Raw genomic sequence first — 18,198 nt, forward strand, 5'->3', positions numbered from 1 at the left:
CCATTTGGTAACTAGGGATATTCAGTTGAAAAAATTGAGGGTTTTAAAATGAATCAGGCATTAAAATATGATATTTATCAACAACATTGTCCTGCACGTTTATTTTTTGAAAAAATTGCAGATAAATGGGTTTTAATGATTATCAATGTGCTTGCCCGAGAGACTCAGCACTTCAATTTACTGAAAAAAAGTATTCAAGGCATTTCACCGAAAGTATTGTCTCAGAAGCTCAAAATGCTGGAACGTGATGGCTTTATTCAACGGCAAGTCCAGAATACCGCACCGATCCGGGTTGATTACTCACTCACTCCACTCGGCTTAGAAGTTGCAGAAATGGCGTATCAATTAAAAGATTGGGCTGAAAGTAATATCGAACAGGTCATCTATGCTCAACAACATTTTGATTCGATACAAGAACAAGAGATCGAATAACACAATGAGGTACGAATATGTATCCACAACCTTTAATTGCAGTTGCAGATGTTGAGAAAACCAGTCAGTGGTACCAGACAATACTTGGCCTAGAAAGTGGTCATGGCGGCAAAGAATATGAACAGTTACTGTTTGAACAACGTATGGTGTTGCAGTTGCATCAATGGCAAGCACATGAGCATCCACATATTGGTGATCCCAAGCGACTGATTGGCAACGGCGTTTTATTGTGGTTTGAAAGCAATCGATTTGATGAGATTGTACAAAAACTACAAACCCATCAAGTCGAAATTTTAGAAGGCCCTAAATACAATCCCAATGCGCATCATCGGGAGATCTGGTTTAGAGACCTCAATGGTTACACACTGGTGGTTGCAAGCCCTTATGGTGATCTCTAAGCTGCGAACTTAAAGTTGTTTAAAACCTTGTTGTCTCCATGCTTCATAGACAATCACGGCTGTCGCATTAGAAAGATTCAAGCTTCTTGAGTTTTCCGCCATTGGCAAACGAATCCACTGCTCTTGCGGAAACATCAGGCGTACCTGTTCAGGTAAACCACGGGTTTCAGGCCCCATCAATAAGGCAACTGGACGATTCAGATCGACGGTATGCGGTGTCGCACTGCCTTTAGTCGTCAATGGGAAGACATGCTCCACCCCCTTCGCTTTTAAATCAGCAAGGCAAAGCTCGATATTGTCCCAAATTTGCATTCTTGCCCATTCATGGTAGTCCAAACCTGCACGTTTCAACTTTTTATCATCCAGCTCAAAACCTAAAGGCTTGACCAAATGTAGTTGCGCACCTGTATTGGCACATAGACGAATGATATTACCTGTATTCGCTGGAATCTCAGGCTCGTATAGGACGACATGAATCACAAATTTTCTCTACTTTAAAATCTCCCCTAGCCCCTCTTTTTTAAAGAGGGGGACTCCTCCCTTTTTTAAAGGGAGGTTGGGAGGGATTGCCATTTTAACTGTTCACGTAGACTGACCACTTCACCAATAATGGTTAAAGTTGGCGCTACGATCTGATGTTCAGATACCTTAGTTGCAATATCCGCCAATGTACCTACCACTACTTTTTGCTCAGGTGTGGTGCCTTTTGAAATTAAAGCCACTGGCATAGTTGGACGCTGACCATGTGCAATTAATTGCTCACAAATGCGCTCCAAACCGACCAGCCCCATATATAGAACGAGCGTTTGGTTTTCATAGACCAGTTCATTCCACGGCAGCTCAGGCGAGCCTTCTTTTAAATGTCCTGTCAAGAACCGTACACTTTGCGCATAATCACGATGGGTGAGTGGAATGCCTGCATATGCAGAACAGCCAGAAGCCGCGGTAATACCGGGAACGACCTGAAAGGTGACATTGGCTTCAACCAGTTCCTGAATCTCTTCCCCACCACGACCAAAGATAAACGGATCACCACCTTTTAAGCGACAAACACGTTTACCTTGTTGAGCATATTCCACCAATAAAGCATTGATGCCATCTTGTGGAACCGAATGATTAAAGCGAGCTTTACCGACATAAATCTTTTCAGCATCGCGGCGGCATAAATCTAAAATGGGCGCAGATACGAGACGGTCGTAAATCACCACATCCGCTTGCTGCATTAAACGCAATGCTTTTAAGGTCAAAAGCTCAGGATCGCCCGGCCCCGCGCCGACCAAATACACCTCACCTTTTGGTGCCGTCCATTCAGTCAAAGCTTGCTGAATCAGATCATTGGCAACATCAAGATTGTCATTAAAGACCTGCTCTTTCAGTGGGCTGGCGTACAAGTTTTCCCAAAAGATACGACGTTCATCTGGATTGGCAATTTTGGCTTTGACTTGCTTACGCCATTGACCAGAAAACTCAGCCAGTTTGCCCATCCCATGCGGCACAATGGTTTCAATCTGAGTGCGTAACTGTCTGGATAAAACAGGCGATGCGCCATTGGAAGCGACCGAAATCACCAAGGGCGAACGATCAATAATCGCAGGCACCATGAAACGACAATGTGGAATATCATCCACACTATTCACCAGCAGATTGCGCTGTTCACACTGTTCAAATACGCTTTTATTAACGTCAGGCTGGTCTGTTGCCGCAATCACTAAGCGATAGGCTGTTGTCAGAACATTTTCAGAGAAAGGCAATTGAATATATTGCCCTGTCGATTGCTCAACAAGCTGATGTAATTCAGGAATGATGTCAGGTGCAATGACATCAACAATTGCACCTGCTTTGACCAACAAGTTTGCTTTGCGGTAGGCAATATGCCCACCACCCACAATCAGACAACGTTGCTGTTGCAACTTTAAAGAGATTGGGAAAATTTCCACGTGATGCCTCTATATTTTCAATCTGATTGAGCTAAAGCAAAAACTATGCACAAAATCGATGCAAAGTTTAGTCGATGTAGCTAACACCGCCCATATATGGACGTAAAACTTCTGGAATCTCGATTGAACCATCAGCACGTTGATAGTTTTCCATCACTGCAAGCAAGGTACGACCAACTGCCAAACCAGAACCATTTAAAGTATGCACCAATTCGATCTTCTTCTGATCAACACGGTAGCGCGCTTTCATACGACGTGCTTGGAAATCACCCATATTTGAGCAGCTTGAGATTTCACGATAAGTATCTTGGCTCGGTACCCATACTTCTAGGTCATACGTTTTAACCGCGCCGAAGCCCATGTCACCACCACAGAGCAGAATCTTGCGATATGGTAAACCTAATGCCTGCAAAATGCCCTCTGCATGTGCAGTTAAGTCTTCAAGAGCCTGCATAGAGTGCTCTGGTTTTACGATTTGCACCATTTCAACTTTGTCGAATTGGTGTTGACGAATCAAACCACGGGTATCACGGCCATAAGAACCAGCTTCACTACGGAAACATGGCGTATGTGCAGAATATTTCAGCGGCAAACGATCGGCATCGATAATTTCATCACGTACAAAGTTGGTGATTGGTACTTCCGCAGTCGGAATCAGGTAATACTCTTTTTCACCCTGAAGCTTAAATAAGTCTTCTTCAAACTTTGGTAATTGACCTGTACCACGTAGCGTATCAGCGTTAACTAAATACGGTACATATGCTTCGGTATAACCATTTTTAAGCGTATGGGTATCGAGCATGAACTGAGTCAAAGCACGTTGTAAACGCGCCAAAGGCCCTTTCAATACGCTAAAACGTGAACCAGTCAATTTGGTCGCCGTTTCGAACTCAAGACCACCCATCATTTCACCCAGATCGGTATGGTCTTTGATTTCAAAATCAAATTGACGTGGTGTGCCCCATTTCAAGATTTCAAGGTTATCACTCTCATCTTTACCAAATGGAACAGACTCATCTGGCAAGTTTGGAATTGCCAGAGATTTTTGCTCAAGTTCAGCTTGTAACTCAGCCAAAGCAACTTCAGCAGCTTTGATTTCATCACCAATGGCAGCCATACGCGCCATAATTTCAGAAGCATCCCCACCCGATTTTTTGATTTGACCAACCTGTTTAGCACCAGCATTACGCTCTGCTTGTAAGTTTTCAGCTTTGGATTGCAAATCTTTACGGCGAGCTTCTAAATCAGCCCATTCTTGCACATTTAACTGAATACCACGTTTTGCCAAAGCAGCATTGACTGCTTCGATATTATTTCTAAGTAATTTTGGGTCGATCATAATCAATCATGAATAGAGGAAAAAACTGGCTATAGTGTAAGGCTTAAACCTAAAAAAATACAGCGCTTGTGCAGCCTCTAGACACGATATGTAGAGGCTGCACTCAAACTAGCCCGCATCTTTTGGCAAGCTCGGCAAGTATTCTGCTTTCACAAACTCTTTGGCAGCATAATAGGGCAAGGTCAATTCACTCATTCCCTCAGCATAAGAAGCCAGCTCATACAGTGGGTAAACAAAGACAATTCCGTTCACGCCATAGTAATAGTTATCACTAACCTGCAACTGTTCTTTCTTGATGTTATGTTCTTCTAGCCAGTTCTGATTTGCGGCATACAATTCATCACGCAGCTTGGTATTCATATCAGGTTTAAGCAGCTCATTCACCGTGATATGTTTTTTATTGGTCAAATCAAAGTTCACAAACTCCTGATGTGACATACCATGTGCTGCTCCTGCTGAATAAGAGTAGCTTTGAATCGCAAATGTCGCCAGATTATAGTTCTGACTTACAAAACGCACATAAGTACTGCTCTCATTCTGTGCCGCCTCATCCGCAGGCGCCTTAACAGGTTGATCCGTCAGGTTTGCAAATGCATTTGGTTCAGCTTTTTTCATGCGATTTACAAAATATTCATCAATCCATTTCTGATTGGTTTCAACTGTTTGCAAGTCATAACTGGTACAGCCGTCTTCCAGACAGACTTTTTGCTTTGGAAGTTTGACCGGTACTACTTTTGCATGAATCAATGGAATATCCACTTTTTCTGTCGTCGCTTTCTGCTCTTGTTTAGGTTGACAGCCAGCCAATGCAACAACGGTCAGAATAGGGAGAATTGGAACAAGTTTTGATAATTGTGAAGTATTCATCGTTATGCAAGTCTCAGATGTTTTCCTTCACTATACAAAGCCTTGCTGTCAGAAGAAATTAAGAAATGTATCCAGCTTTTCCATGCATAAAAAAGCCGCAACATATGCGGCTTTTCTCGGTCTCAGTGATTACTGATCAATAATGTCGGTGCCTTTAGGCGGTGTGAAATTAAACACCGAGGCTGGAATCGACTGATTCACTTTAATATTGCTGAAACGCACATACGTCGTTTGACCTAAAGAGTCTTGCAATACCATCAAGTTCGGCGCTTTATTGGCACCAAAACTAATGGTTAAGCTCTGGAATGCACCATCTTCCTGTTTTGGATATAAGGTGTAATACAGTTTGCTACGATCAGGCTGAGTCACACGATAAGACTGCATGATCTGGTTGGTATTGCCCGACAACAACAATGCAGGTGTATTGGCAATTTGGTCATCCAGACTTTGACGTACAGCTTGCTGTAAATCAGGATCGTAAATCCACACCACTTTACCTGTGGTCACAATGGTTTGTTTTGCAGGACTTGTTGTTTCCCAATAAAACTTTCCTGGACGTTCAACTTTCATCGTTCCTTTAAAGGTCTGATTCATATGTTGAGCGGTCAAACCTTTTTTCTGTGTGGCTTTATTACCGTTGCTGTTTGCAACTTTTGTATTTTGTTCAAAATCTGCGGTGAAACGTTGCAAGCCAGATAACTGTTGAACCAGACTGTTTGTTGCTTGCTGAGCCGATGCCGCGACAGGTGCAGCAAATACCTGACTACTCACAACAGGAGCAAGTGTGCTTGCACTTAACGTTGCAGCATAAGCCATTTTTTTTACGAAATTCATAAAAAGAACCTTCTATCAGATTTCTACTGTTATGCCGACATCTTACTGTTTTTGATCATTAAAAAAATGAAGAAAAGCACGGGTTTTGTGTAGTTCGTGTCGCAAAGTTCTGCATTATGTATGAAGTTGCGACCTTTATGTAGAGATTGTAAGGATCAAAAAGCAACTTTTTTACTTATTTTCTTGTTTCAGCCCCCAGCCTAACTGAACTTTAATATTTCCCATAAATCGCCCATAAAAAAACCCGCTAAAAGCGGGTTCTTCTGAACTATTAAAACTTAAGCTTCAACAGTTACATAGCGACGGCCAAATTGACCTTTCACTTCAAATTTTACTACGCCGTCAGCAGTAGCAAATAAAGTATGGTCACGGCCCATACCAACATTTGCACCAGCGTGGAACTCAGTACCACGTTGACGAACGATGATGTTACCAGCAGTTACAGTTTGACCACCGTAAACTTTAACACCCAACATCTTAGGATTCGAATCACGACCGTTCTTCGTCGATCCACCGGCTTTTTTAGTTGCCATGTCTATTTACTCCTCGTGTTAGCCTGCGATACCAGTAATTTTCAACTCGGTAAACCATTGACGGTGACCTTGTTGCTTACGGTAGTGTTTACGACGACGCATTTTGATGATGCGGATTTTGTCGTGACGACCATGGCCAACTACTTCTGCAGTTACTTTTGCGCCAGCTACAACTGGAGCACCGATTTGAATGTTGTCACCGTTAACAACCATTAATACGTCATCAAACGTAATAGTCGCGCCAGTTTCAGCTTTCAATAATTCTACTTTAAGGGTTTCACCCTCAACAACACGGTGCTGTTTACCACCGCTTTGGATTACTGCGTACATAATGTACTCCAACTTGCCCGTGTCGTCGTGCCGATAAAGGGACATATCGATCTTAAGACGAACGCCACTGGGGTTATACAAGGGGACAAATTTTAAGTGAAAATTGCTCAAACAACAAGTTATTTTGCATAAATGCCCACATATTGATAACTTGCTTGGATTTTTAAGTAAAATCAATTAGATTGATGGCGGACTTTTTTGATTGATTCCCGTCAAAATTTGAAATACATTTTTTAAAACAAATTATGACAATAACAAACTGTGTTTTGTACCGTCGTGAGTAAAGTAATGGCACTTGGTGGGAACAGCCCTATTTCTGTCTAATTTAAGATCAAAGAGTTCATGATCGTGTTTTAAATAGCGGATTACACAGTCTATATAACAGTTTAGTCATAGATTAATTGCTACACTTGGCAGCATTACCCATCTATACGAGGTTTTTCTTCATATGGTTATCGATTTTAAGCAAGACATTCTCTCCCCTGTTGCGACAGATTTTGCTGCGATGGATCACCTGATCAATGAAGGAATTAGCTCTAAAGTCGGATTGGTCATGTCAGTCAGTAAACATGTTGTTGAAGCTGGCGGCAAACGCATGCGTCCAATTATGTGTTTACTTGCAGCGCGTGCCTGTGGTTTAGCCAATATGCAACAAGCACAGCATCTGGCTGCGGTAATTGAAATGCTACATACCGCAACTTTGGTACATGATGATGTGGTAGATGAGTCAAGCCTGCGCCGTGGTCGCCCAACCGCTAACGCGACCTGGAATAATCAGACTGCCGTTTTAGTGGGTGATTTCCTGATTGCACGTGCGTTTGATCTACTGGTCGATTTAAATAACATTACCCTACTCAAAGATTTCTCAACAGGTACTTGCGAAATTGCTGAAGGTGAAGTGCTACAACTTCAATCCCAGCATCAACCAGAGACCACTGAAGAAACATATTTAAGAATTATTCACGGCAAAACATCACGTTTGTTCGAACTTGCGACCGAAGGTGCAGCAATTTTGGCAGGTACTGAAGAATACCGTGAACCATTACGCCGCTTCGCAGGTCATTTTGGCAATGCCTTTCAAATCATCGATGATATTCTGGATTACACCTCTGATGCAGAAACATTAGGTAAAAATATCGGTGATGATTTAATGGAAGGTAAACCGACTTTACCGTTAATTTCAGCATTAGCTCATTCAACAGGTGATGATCATGCGATTATCCGTCGCAGTATCGCAACGGGTGGTGTTGAGCAATTGGACAAAGTGATTGAGATTGTTCATCACTCTGGTGGCCTGGAATATTGTCAAAAACGTGCTCAGCAAGAAACAGATGCTGCTTTAGAGGCATTGAAGGCGCTACCAGATAATGAATATCGCCAAGCACTGATCAATTTGACGCTCATGGCTTTACATCGACTACAATAATTTTCTGACTGCTTATGCATTTAACTTTATCTGATCTTTTTTTAAAAATGCAGGAACAGCTTGACCAACCTCAAGCTGTTCTTGACGAAAATCTCCTGATTGAACTCGTCAATCGTATCCGCCCAGAAAACCCAAATGATGCGGATGAAGTCAAACAACGTATTCATGCACTGATCAAAATATTATTACTCACCCCGACTTCAGCGATTCTGCTACAAAACTTTTTACTCAAACTGATTAGCCAGTACAAACAGATCAGTTTATATGCCGATAGCGGTATTCTTTCACTTGATGGTTTCTGGAATCAGTTAGGACAACGTTTAGGTGCACACTTCCTTCCCTTAGTCGAAGATGGACAACAACTTAAAACCTTGGTGGGTAAAGTTTTCCATCAGGAAAATGATAGTGAATGGCTTGATCTGATCGATGATCAGGACTGGATTAGCTTATTTAATCTACTGGCTGAGAGTCAAAGCAATACCATTGCAAAGCAAATTTCAAAAAATGAGCTGATCAAAGCCATTACTGTTTTGTCTTATCGAATTAGCGGAATTGGCCTGTATCCTGAGTTTATTAATGCTCAGCCCGATATTATCGAATATGAATCACCTTTTCTGGTGCAGAACCGCGATATCATTGAGTTTATTGAAAAATATAAAAAACAGATTGAAGATCAGGATGCGGTTGTGGTTTTACCGCCACCCGATGCATCACAAGCCTTTGTGATGCTGGATCAATGTCGTGAGGTGGTGTTAAAAATACGCCGTGCAACCAAGCGAATTGGGGTTAGTATCAGTTTGACCTATCTCCTGTCCTTACTTGAACAGTCGCTCGATCGAATTGAACTTCTGCTGACCCTGTTAGCCAGCAAAACTGAAGCACGCTATACCGCACTTGGCGAATTGATTATCGATTTGACCAAAGCCCACTATGAAGGCAAAAGTGTCCGTCATTTATTAAGCTCTACCAGTGAACTCATTGCCTTACAGGTGACTGAAAATGCCAGTAAAACCGGTGAGCACTATGTAAGTACGGACAAAGCAGGCTTCTTTGGCATGTACAAAGCAGCGGCTGGGGCTGGCGTGATTATCGCCACCATGGCAACGCTTAAAATTTTGACTGCTCGCTTGGTTCTTGCACCTTTAATGCAAGCCTTCCTATTCAGTATGAATTACTCACTGGGCTTTTTACTGATTCATGTGTTGCACTTTACGGTTGCAACCAAACAGCCAGCGATGACGGCTGCTGCACTTGCCACCACGGTACAGCAACAAAAAGGCAGTAAAACCGCCCAGATTGCTGAGTTGGCGGCATTGATTATTAATATTATCCGAACCCAGTTCATTGCGATCTTGGGTAATATTTCAATTGCGATTCCAACTGCTGCACTGATTACCTTTTTATGGCAATACAATCTGGGTGAGCCGCTACTTAACCACGCCAAATCGGCAAAGCTTTTGCACAGTCTCAACCCCTTCACTTCTTTAGCAGTGCCTCATGCGGCGATTGCAGGTGTATGTCTATTTTTATCAGGTCTGATCGCAGGCTATTTTGATAATCTGGCAGTCTACCGTAAAGTAGGGCCACGTCTACGACAGCACCCACGTCTAAAACGCTGGATGGGACAAAAACGCTTAGATAAATTTGCCAGCTATATTGAAACCAATTTAGGTGCCTTGGCGGGTAATTTCCTGTTCGGGATTATGCTGGGAAGTATGGGAACAATCGGGTTTATCCTCGGCCTACCTTTGGATATCCGCCATATTGCCTTTGCTTCGGCGAACTTTATTCAAGGTTTGATGACCATTGGCAATCCAGATATCGGACTGATTATCGTGTCATTCCTCGGTGTCATGCTGATTGGTTTAACCAACTTATTTGTCAGCTTTACCTTAACCATTATTGTTGCGTTGCGCGCACGCCGTGTTCGTTTTGCGCAATGGACGCCACTGGCTAAATTAGTGTTGACTCACTTCCTGACCCGACCAAGTGATTTTTTCTGGCCGCCGAAGCAACCTGTTGAAGTAGCAGAACAGCCTAAAAACACCTCATCATCCCATTAACTTTGTACAGAAAAGTAAGCAAACTACAAGTCTAACATTTGAACTATTTTTGGATATAATCAAGCCGCCAAAAATAGTTTTAATGGGCTGATTTCCCCCAACCTTGATTGCTAAACAAGAAATCATTGCTCAGCTCTAATATCACTGTTTCTTCTTCTGGATGAGATGATGCGGATCTGAACTGGATTTTTTAGATTAACTTAAGTTTGGTAGAAAAAAGACTGTCCTTTTATGGCCTATTTTTTAAAGATCTAATGTCAGAATTTATGGGTTTTGATATGGTCAAAAAATAGAGAAAGGATTGTCAAATGCCAAATAATCACTTAAAACCCAAAATGAGATATACATCAAATTTTGTTATGTTTTTTTACTGAACCTTAAAAAAACATCAAAATGAAATTATCATAAAATTTCAAGACTTGACCAAAAGTGTACTCGCGAGTACACTTTCCAACACTCAACAACCCTGAATAATGGTTAAGCAAATAATGAGTAGCGCATGCCGTACCTATTGCTTTGTATTGGTTGCTTTTTTTTAGGATTCGGTGCGATTGGACTAATGAATTCCAACGCATCAACTTTAGACCTTTTTAGTGTTCAAGCTTTTTTTGAGCACCGTTCATTTACGCTTAACCATGTGACAATTCTGCTCTCCCGTCTGGGTGGCATGCCTTTTTTATTATTTTTAACAACATTTTTGTGTATTTACCAAATCTGGATTAAAAATTATAGGAATGTGACATTCATCTCTTTAAGTGTGAGCGGCAGTATTGTGATTGGTTGGCTTCTGAAATGGAGCATTGATCGGCCGAGACCAATGGAGTTTTATCACTTGGTTCAAAGTTATGGCGCATCCTTCCCAAGTGCCCATAGCGTTTATGCTGCAACCCTTGCGAGTTTAGCCATGTTGTTATGTCGACAACATAAATATCGCACCAGTGTCATTTTAGTATCTACTTTGTGGTTTATTTTCATGGGGATATCTAGAGTTTACGCGGGGGTTCACTACCCGACCGACGTTCTTGCCGGTTGGGGAATTGGGTTGATTTGGACTGCGTTGCTTTGGTTTGGGCTGTATCAAAGCACTTTCAGCAACAATTTGTTTTTAGATAAAAAATCTAAATTGAGGTGGAATAATGATGTCGGCTAAGCTTTGGGCTCCTGCCCTAACTGCTTGCGCATTAGCAACAAGCATTGCGCTTGTTGGTTGTAGCAAAGATCCTAAAGATGCACAGCAAGCTGCTGCTGCTCAAAAAATGCCACCTCCAGAAGTTGGTGTCATTGTTGCTCAACCACAAAGCGTTGAACAGAATGTCGAACTGTCAGGTCGAACCTCTGCTTATCAAGTTTCAGAAGTTCGTCCGCAAACAGGCGGCGTTATTTTAAAACGATTATTTGCTGAAGGTAGCTACGTTCAGGCTGGTCAAGCACTTTATCAAATTGATGCAAACACTAACCGTGCGACTGCAGACAATGCACGTGCGGCTTTATTACGTCAACAAGCGAACTTAAATGCTTTACGCGTAAAAGAAGGTCGTTATCGTCAACTTGTAGGAACCAATGCGGTTTCTAAACAAGAATATGATGATATCAATGCTCAGGTAAAATTGGCCGAAGCAGATGTAGCAGCGTCTCAGGCAGCATTGAAAAATGCTGAGATTACTTTGGGCTACTCAACTGTTCGCGCACCAATTTCTGGTCAGTCTAGCCGTTCTTCGGTGACACCAGGTGCATTGGTAACTGCAAATCAAGCCGATCCATTGGTAACGATTCAACAGCTTGATCCAATCTATGTTGATATCAATCAATCAAGTGCTGAGTTATTACGTCTTCGTCAACAACTGAGCAAAGGTAGCTTGAATAACAGTAACAATACCCGTGTCAAAATCACGCTTGAAGATGGGTCTGAATACCCTGTAGAAGGCCAGTTGGCATTCTCTGATGCAAGTGTGAATCCAGATACAGGTACTGTGACTTTACGTGCAGTCTTCTCGAATCCAAACCATTTGTTATTACCAGGTATGTATGCAACTGCCAAGATTTCGCAAGGGATTTTGCCAAACGCTTACCTGATTCCACAAGCAGCGGTATCTCGTTTACCAACAGGACAAGCAGTTGCAATGGTTGTAAATGCTAAAGGTGCGATTGAAACCCGTCCGATCACAACTGCTGGTGTGAAAGGTCAGGACTGGATTGTGACAAATGGCCTACAGGCTGGTGATAAAGTTGTTGTTGACGGTGTCGCTAAGGTAAAAGAAGGACAGGAAGTGTCTGTAAAACCTTATCAACCAAAAGCAGCTGAAGGTCAAAATGCAGCGCCAAAAGCAGCTGAACAACAAAAGCAAGCCAACTCACCAAAAGCTGAACAAAAAGCAACTTCAGAAGCTTAAGGGGTAGATTGCATGGCTCAATTCTTTATCCATCGCCCAATTTTCGCTTGGGTGATTGCACTGGTCATTATGTTGGCGGGTATTATCACGCTCACAAAAATGCCAGTTGCACAATATCCGACAATTGCCCCCCCCACGGTAACGATCTCTGCGACTTATCCTGGGGCTTCTGCTCAAACTGTTGAAAATACCGTTACCCAGATCATTGAACAACAAATGAATGGTCTTGATGGTTTACGTTATATTTCATCGAACAGTGCGGGTAATGGTCAAGCATCGATTAACTTGAACTTCGAACAAGGTATCGATCCTGATATCGCACAGGTTCAGGTTCAAAATAAACTGCAATCTGCAACAGCACTTTTACCTGAAGACGTACAGCGTCAGGGTGTAAAAGTCACCAAGTCTGGTGCCAGCTTCTTACAGGTTATTGCATTCTATTCTCCAGATAACAGCCTGTCTGCCTCTGACATTAAAGACTATGTAAACTCAAACATTTCTGAACCGCTTAGCCGTGTTGCAGGTGTGGGTGAACTTCAAGTCTTTGGTGGCTCATATGCGATGCGTATCTGGTTAGATCCAGCAAAACTCACAAGCTTCAAACTGACACCAACTGATGTTGCAACCGCAATTCGTGCACAAAACTCGCAAGTTGCAGTCGGTCAGCTCGGTGGTGCGCCATCAACAGCTGGTCAAGTGCTGAATGCGACCGTGAATGCACAAAGCATGTTGCAAACACCTGAGCAATTCAAAAACATCTTCCTGAAAAATGCATCAGATGGTGCACAGGTTCGTTTAGGTGATGTTGCGCGTGTAGAACTTGGTTCAGATAACTATCAATTTGATTCGAAGTTCAACGGTAGCCCTGCGGGTGGTGTTGCAATCAAACTTGCAACAGGTGCCAACGCACTTGATACCGCAGCAGCAGTTGAAAAACGTTTATCTGAGTTACGTCATAACTATCCAACTGGTCTAAAAGACAAGCTTGCTTATGACACGACACCATTTATTCGTCTGTCAATTGAGAGTGTTGTACATACACTGATTGAAGCAGTGGTCTTGGTATTCATCGTCATGTTCCTGTTCTTGCAGAACTGGCGCGCAACGATTATTCCAACACTGGCTGTACCTGTAGTTGTACTCGGTACATTTGCAGTCATTAATATTTTCGGTTTCTCGATTAACACCTTGACCATGTTCGCCATGGTACTTGCCATCGGTCTTCTGGTGGATGATGCCATCGTTGTGGTCGAGAACGTTGAACGGGTAATGCAAGAAGAACATCTGGAACCTATTCCTGCGACTGAAAAGTCAATGAGTCAGATTTCTGGTGCTCTGGTGGGTATTACCAGTGTATTAACAGCAGTATTCGTACCAATGGCATTCTTTAGTGGTACAACTGGGGTCATTTACCGTCAGTTCTCTATCACGTTGGTTACGGCGATGATCCTTTCCTTGATCGTAGCATTGACCTTTACCCCTGCCCTGTGTGCGACCCTGTTAAAGCAACATGATCCAAACAAAGAAGAAAGCAATAACATTTTTGCGCGTTTCTTCCGCTGGTTTAACCGTAGCTTCGAAAAAGTTGCAGAGAAATACCAAGGTGGTGTCAATCGCATGACACACCATAAGTTATTCTCTGGGGTACTTTATATTGCAGTGATCGCAGCTTTGGTCGGCATCTACAAAATGTTGCCATCTTCATTCTTGCCAGAAGAAGACCAAGGTGTGGTCATGACTTTAGTTCAGTTACCACCGAGCGCAAGCTTGGAACGTACAGATAAAGTCATTGATACCATGACGGGCTACTTCCTGAATAAAGAAAAAGACAGTGTAGATTCAATCTTTACCGTTGCTGGTTTCTCATTCACGGGGGTGGGTCAAAACGCGGGTCTTGCCTTTATTAAGTTAAAAGACTGGAGCGAGCGTACATCGCCTGAATCACAGATCGGTGCCATTATTCAACGTGGTATGGCATTGAACATGATTGTGAAAGATGCATCGTACATCATGCCATTACAGTTACCGGCAATGCCTGAATTGGGTGTCGCGTCTGGTTTCGATATCCAGTTGAAGGATGTAAGCGGTCAAGGTCATGAGAAACTGATTGCTGCACGTAATGCAGTATTAGGTATGGCATCACAAGACAAACGTCTTGCAGGTGTGCGTCCGAATGGTCAAGAAGATACACCACAGTACCAGATCACGATTGATCAAGCACAAGCTGGTGCAATGGGTATCAGCCTTGCAGATATTAACACGACCATGAGCATGGCTTGGGGTGGTTCATATATCAATGACTTCGTTGACCGTGGTCGTGTGAAGAAAGTTTATGTTCAGGGTGAAGCGAATACTCGCATGATGCCTGAAGATTTGAACAAGTGGTATGTACGTAATAACAAAGGTGAAATGGTTCCATTCTCTGGTTTTGCCAAGGGTGAATGGACTTATGGTTCTCCTCGTCTAGAGCGTTATAACGGCGTATCATCTGTGAATATTCAAGGTACACCTGCACCGGGCGTCAGCTCTGGTGATGCAATGATCGCCATGGAAGAAATTATTAGTAAGTTACCGTCAATGGGCTTAACAGGTTTCGACTATGAATGGAGTGGTTTATCTTTAGAAGAACGTGATTCTGGTAGCCAGACAGCGCCATTGTTGGTTCTTTCATTATTGATCGTATTCCTGTGTCTTGCTGCCTTATATGAAAGCTGGTCAGTACCTGTGTCTGTGTTACTGGTTGTACCATTAGGTATTGTCGGTGCATTTACATTGACTTGGTTAGGTATGATTATTAAAGGAGATCCAAACTTATCCTTTAACATCTACTTCCAGGTTGCGATTGTTGCGGTAATTGGTCTTTCAGCGAAGAACGCCATTCTGATCGTAGAATTCGCCAAAGAATTGCAAGAACAAGGTGAAGACCTGTTTGAAGCAACCTTACATGCGGCGAAAATGCGTTTACGTCCAATCATCATGACGACCCTTGCTTTCGGTTTTGGTGTATTACCATTAGCCCTTGCAAGCGGTGCGGGTGCTGGTAGCCAACACTCGGTTGGTTATGGTGTACTGGGTGGTGTAATTTCTTCAACACTTTTAGGTATCTTCTTCATCCCTGTATTCTTCGTGTGGATTCGTAGTATCTTTAAGTACAAACCTAAAACTTTAAATACTCAGGAGCATTGATCGTGATGCAAACTGTATGGTCTATTTCCAGTCGTGGCATTGCAATCTCTGCACTCGCGCTTTCTTTGGCTGCCTGCCAAAGCATGCGCGGGCCAGAGCCTGTTGTAAGCTCAGATGTTCCTGAAAGCTTCGCCTCTTATGGCAATGCTTCTGGAAAATCAATCGCTGAACAAGGTTACAAAGATTTCTTTGCTGACCAGCGCTTACTTCAAGTGATTGATATGGCGCTTGCCAATAACCGTGATTTACGTACTGCTACTTTGAATATCCAAAAAGCTCAGCAGCAATACCAGATCTCGGAAAACAACCAGTTGCCAACTATTGGGGCAAGTGGTAGTGCCGTTCGTCAGGTCACCCCTACCCGTGATCCAAACAACCCATATTCAACCTATCAGGTTGGCTTAGGTCTGACTTCTTATGAGCTAGACTTCTGGGGTCGTGTACGCAGCCTGAAAGATGCAGCACTAGATAGCTATCTCGCGACACAAAGTTCACGTGATGCAACGCAAATCAGCTTAATTGGTCAAGTCACTCAGGCTTGGTTAACTTACTCATTTGCAAGTGCACAACTTAAACTTGCGGATCAGACGCTAAAAGCACAACAAGATTCGTTTAACCTGAACAAAAAACGTTTTGATGTCGGTATTGATAGTGAAATTCCTGTGCGTCAGGCACAGATTTCAGTTGAAACAGCACGTAATGATGTTGCCAACTACAAAACCCAGATTGCTCAGGCACAAAACTTGTTGAACTTACTGGTGGGCCAGCAGGTTCCTCAGAATCTGTTACCGCAACAGCAAGTTGCACGTATCACCAAACAAGGTGTGTTAAGCGCTGGTTTACCAAGTGACTTACTGAACAACCGTCCAGATGTCAAAGCATCTGAATACCAGTTAAGTGCTGCGGGTGCGAATATTGGTGCTGCGAAAGCACAACTATTCCCAACCATTAGCCTCACTGGTTCTGCGGGTTATGCATCGACTGACTTGAGTGATTTATTCAAATCAGCCAATGGTCTCTGGTCAATTGGCCCAAGTCTTAATATCCCGATCTTCGACTGGGGTACACGTAAGGCCAATATCAAAATCTCTGAAACAGATCAGAAAATTGCTCTGTCGAATTATGAAAAGTCAGTACAGTCAGCTTTCCGTGAAGTGAATGATGCATTGGCAACACGTGCGAATATTGGTGATCGTTTAACTGCTCAACGCCGTTTGGTTGATGCAACCAACACGACCTATAAACTTTCAAATGCCCGCTTCCGTGCTGGTATTGATAGTTACCTAACTGTGTTAGATGCTCAGCGTTCTGCTTACTCAGCGGAACAAGGTTTGTTGTTATTACAACAAGCTGACCTGAACAATCAGGTTGAACTTTACAAAACGCTTGGTGGCGGCTTAAAAGCATCGACCAGCGAGACTGTAACGCACCAACCTTCAAGCTCAGAACAGCATTACGCAAAATAATTTGATTTTGCAGATAAAAAAGCTCACTTCGGTGAGCTTTTTTATTGCAACAATTGCGAATATTTCTTATCTTCAAACACTGAAATATTGATGATTTAGAAAAATACTATGTTACTGAGCAGTTTAGAATCTGTACCCGGCCATGAAATTTTACGTCAACTTGATGTGGTTTATGGCAGCACCGTCCGCAGTAAGCATGTCGGACGTGACCTGATGGCAGGTTTAAAAAATATCGTCGGTGGTGAACTGACAGGCTATACCGAGCTACTAGAAGAATCACGCCAAGAAGCGACCCAACGTATGATTGATAAGGCACAAGCTTTAGGAGCCAATGCCATTGTCGGAATTCGTTTCTCGACATCGAATATTGCTCAAGGCGCATCTGAGTTATTTGTTTATGGAACAGCAGTCGTGGTTCAGCCTGTTGCACCTAAACTCCCAGATCCATTCAGTGCATAGGCAATCGTATGGAAGGATTAATTTTTCAGATTGTTCTTTTTCTGATTCTCTTTGCTGTGGGTTGGGGCTTTGGTCGCCATATCGAGCAGAAACACTTACGTGAACTGGATGAAAAAGAACGACAGTTCGCCCATATTCGGATTGATACCAATCGCTTTGTACAAACCACAGCATCTGGGCAAATGATCAGCAGTAATGTGGTGATCTCTCACGATTATTTTAAATATGTACTGGCATCCATTCGAAACTTTTTTGGTGGTCGTCTGGTCAGCTATGAAAGTGTCGTTGAGCGTGCACGCCGTGAAGCAGTAATCCGACTCAAGCAAGAAGCACATGCCATGGGTGCTACACAGATTATGGGGATTCGTCTCAGTACTACGGAACTGGGAATGCAAGGTGGCATGGTTGAAGTGTTTGCTTATGGTACAGCCATCATAGAATAAACCATTCCTGTAGGTCATCCTCAAACGGCATTAGACATCAACCAACGCAATAAAAAAAATGCCTCGACTTATGAGGCATTTTTTATAGCTTAGAT

General features: G+C 42.9%; 17 protein-coding genes. 10 read left to right on the top strand and 7 right to left on the bottom strand.

Translation table 11 applies throughout. The features are described 5' to 3' along the window. Nucleotides 1–48: 48 nt before the first annotated feature. Together EC846_RS16750 and EC846_RS16755 are read left to right on the top strand one after the other, a co-directional pair. Nucleotides 49–432 (top strand): winged helix-turn-helix transcriptional regulator, encoded by a 384-nt coding sequence (locus tag EC846_RS16750; RefSeq protein WP_005259219.1) that lies wholly within the window; start codon nucleotides 49–51, stop codon nucleotides 430–432. A 17-nt stretch (nucleotides 433–449) separates the two neighbouring features. Next, nucleotides 450–830, top strand: coding sequence for a VOC family protein (locus tag EC846_RS16755; RefSeq protein WP_123775838.1), 381 nt, complete (start codon nucleotides 450–452; stop codon nucleotides 828–830). Between the two features lie 9 nt (nucleotides 831–839). Here the strand turns inward: EC846_RS16755 and EC846_RS16760 are convergent, their stop codons facing one another. The 7 genes from EC846_RS16760 to rplU all read right to left on the bottom strand — a co-directional run bounded on the left by EC846_RS16760 (nucleotide 840) and on the right by rplU (nucleotide 6,670). Further along, on the bottom strand, nucleotides 840–1,310 hold the full coding sequence (locus tag EC846_RS16760) for a tRNA (cytidine(34)-2'-O)-methyltransferase (RefSeq protein ID WP_004669235.1): 471 nt from the start codon (nucleotides 1,308–1,310) through the stop codon (nucleotides 840–842). Between the two features lie 65 nt (nucleotides 1,311–1,375). Continuing rightward, a complete protein-coding gene (cysG, locus tag EC846_RS16765) occupies nucleotides 1,376–2,767 on the bottom strand; it encodes a siroheme synthase CysG (protein WP_123775839.1) in 1,392 nt (463 codons plus the stop codon). Nucleotides 2,768–2,834: 67 nt separating this feature from the next. Continuing rightward, nucleotides 2,835–4,106, bottom strand: a complete 1,272-nt coding sequence (gene serS / locus EC846_RS16770; protein WP_005259226.1) for a serine--tRNA ligase — start codon at nucleotides 4,104–4,106, stop codon at nucleotides 2,835–2,837. Between the two features lie 108 nt (nucleotides 4,107–4,214). Then, the gene (locus tag EC846_RS16775) at nucleotides 4,215–4,979 is read right to left on the bottom strand and encodes an RsiV family protein (RefSeq protein WP_032863965.1); all 765 of its coding nucleotides are present in this window, start codon (nucleotides 4,977–4,979) and stop codon (nucleotides 4,215–4,217) included. A 123-nt stretch (nucleotides 4,980–5,102) separates the two neighbouring features. Then, the gene (gene lolA / locus EC846_RS16780) at nucleotides 5,103–5,807 is read right to left on the bottom strand and encodes an outer membrane lipoprotein chaperone LolA (protein ID WP_123775840.1); all 705 of its coding nucleotides are present in this window, start codon (nucleotides 5,805–5,807) and stop codon (nucleotides 5,103–5,105) included. Nucleotides 5,808–6,085: 278 nt separating this feature from the next. After that, nucleotides 6,086–6,340: a 50S ribosomal protein L27 gene (rpmA, locus tag EC846_RS16790; RefSeq protein ID WP_004640422.1), complete on the bottom strand. Its 255-nt coding sequence runs from the start codon at nucleotides 6,338–6,340 to the stop codon at nucleotides 6,086–6,088. Nucleotides 6,341–6,358: 18 nt separating this feature from the next. Next, nucleotides 6,359–6,670, bottom strand: a complete 312-nt coding sequence (rplU, locus tag EC846_RS16795) for a 50S ribosomal protein L21 (RefSeq protein WP_004652230.1) — start codon at nucleotides 6,668–6,670, stop codon at nucleotides 6,359–6,361. Nucleotides 6,671–7,118: 448 nt separating this feature from the next. Between rplU and sdsA the strand changes: the two genes are divergently transcribed. The 8 genes from sdsA to EC846_RS16840 all read left to right on the top strand — a co-directional run bounded on the left by sdsA (nucleotide 7,119) and on the right by EC846_RS16840 (nucleotide 18,103). Further along, nucleotides 7,119–8,096 carry an All-trans-nonaprenyl-diphosphate synthase gene (gene sdsA / locus EC846_RS16805; RefSeq protein WP_004775209.1) on the top strand — a complete coding sequence of 326 codons (978 nt, stop codon included), beginning with the start codon at nucleotides 7,119–7,121 and terminating at the stop codon, nucleotides 8,094–8,096. 14 nt (nucleotides 8,097–8,110) lie between these two features. Then, nucleotides 8,111–10,159, top strand: a complete 2,049-nt coding sequence (locus EC846_RS16810; protein WP_004775210.1) for a site-specific recombinase — start codon at nucleotides 8,111–8,113, stop codon at nucleotides 10,157–10,159. A gap of 499 nt (nucleotides 10,160–10,658) precedes the next feature. Then, nucleotides 10,659–11,309: a phosphatase PAP2 family protein gene (locus EC846_RS16815; protein ID WP_004775212.1), complete on the top strand. Its 651-nt coding sequence runs from the start codon at nucleotides 10,659–10,661 to the stop codon at nucleotides 11,307–11,309. Continuing rightward, nucleotides 11,296–12,549: an efflux RND transporter periplasmic adaptor subunit gene (locus tag EC846_RS16820; protein WP_047429598.1), complete on the top strand. Its 1,254-nt coding sequence runs from the start codon at nucleotides 11,296–11,298 to the stop codon at nucleotides 12,547–12,549. Before EC846_RS16815 ends, EC846_RS16820 begins: the two co-directional genes overlap by 14 nt. Before the next feature lie 12 nt (nucleotides 12,550–12,561). After that, entirely contained in the window at nucleotides 12,562–15,735 is a 3,174-nt protein-coding gene (locus EC846_RS16825; RefSeq protein WP_123775841.1) for an efflux RND transporter permease subunit, read from the top strand. A 5-nt stretch (nucleotides 15,736–15,740) separates the two neighbouring features. Beyond that, nucleotides 15,741–17,201: a multidrug efflux RND transporter AdeIJK outer membrane channel subunit AdeK gene (adeK, locus tag EC846_RS16830; RefSeq protein WP_004775217.1), complete on the top strand. Its 1,461-nt coding sequence runs from the start codon at nucleotides 15,741–15,743 to the stop codon at nucleotides 17,199–17,201. Between the two features lie 108 nt (nucleotides 17,202–17,309). After that, nucleotides 17,310–17,660: a YbjQ family protein gene (locus EC846_RS16835; protein ID WP_123775842.1), complete on the top strand. Its 351-nt coding sequence runs from the start codon at nucleotides 17,310–17,312 to the stop codon at nucleotides 17,658–17,660. An 8-nt stretch (nucleotides 17,661–17,668) separates the two neighbouring features. Beyond that, nucleotides 17,669–18,103, top strand: a complete 435-nt coding sequence (locus EC846_RS16840; protein WP_123775843.1) for a YbjQ family protein — start codon at nucleotides 17,669–17,671, stop codon at nucleotides 18,101–18,103. Nucleotides 18,104–18,198: the final 95 nt, after the last annotated feature.

Origin of the sequence: Acinetobacter sp. BIGb0102 (assembly GCF_003815055.1) — a bacterium.
In the GTDB taxonomy this organism is placed as follows: domain Bacteria; phylum Pseudomonadota; class Gammaproteobacteria; order Pseudomonadales; family Moraxellaceae; genus Acinetobacter; species Acinetobacter vivianii.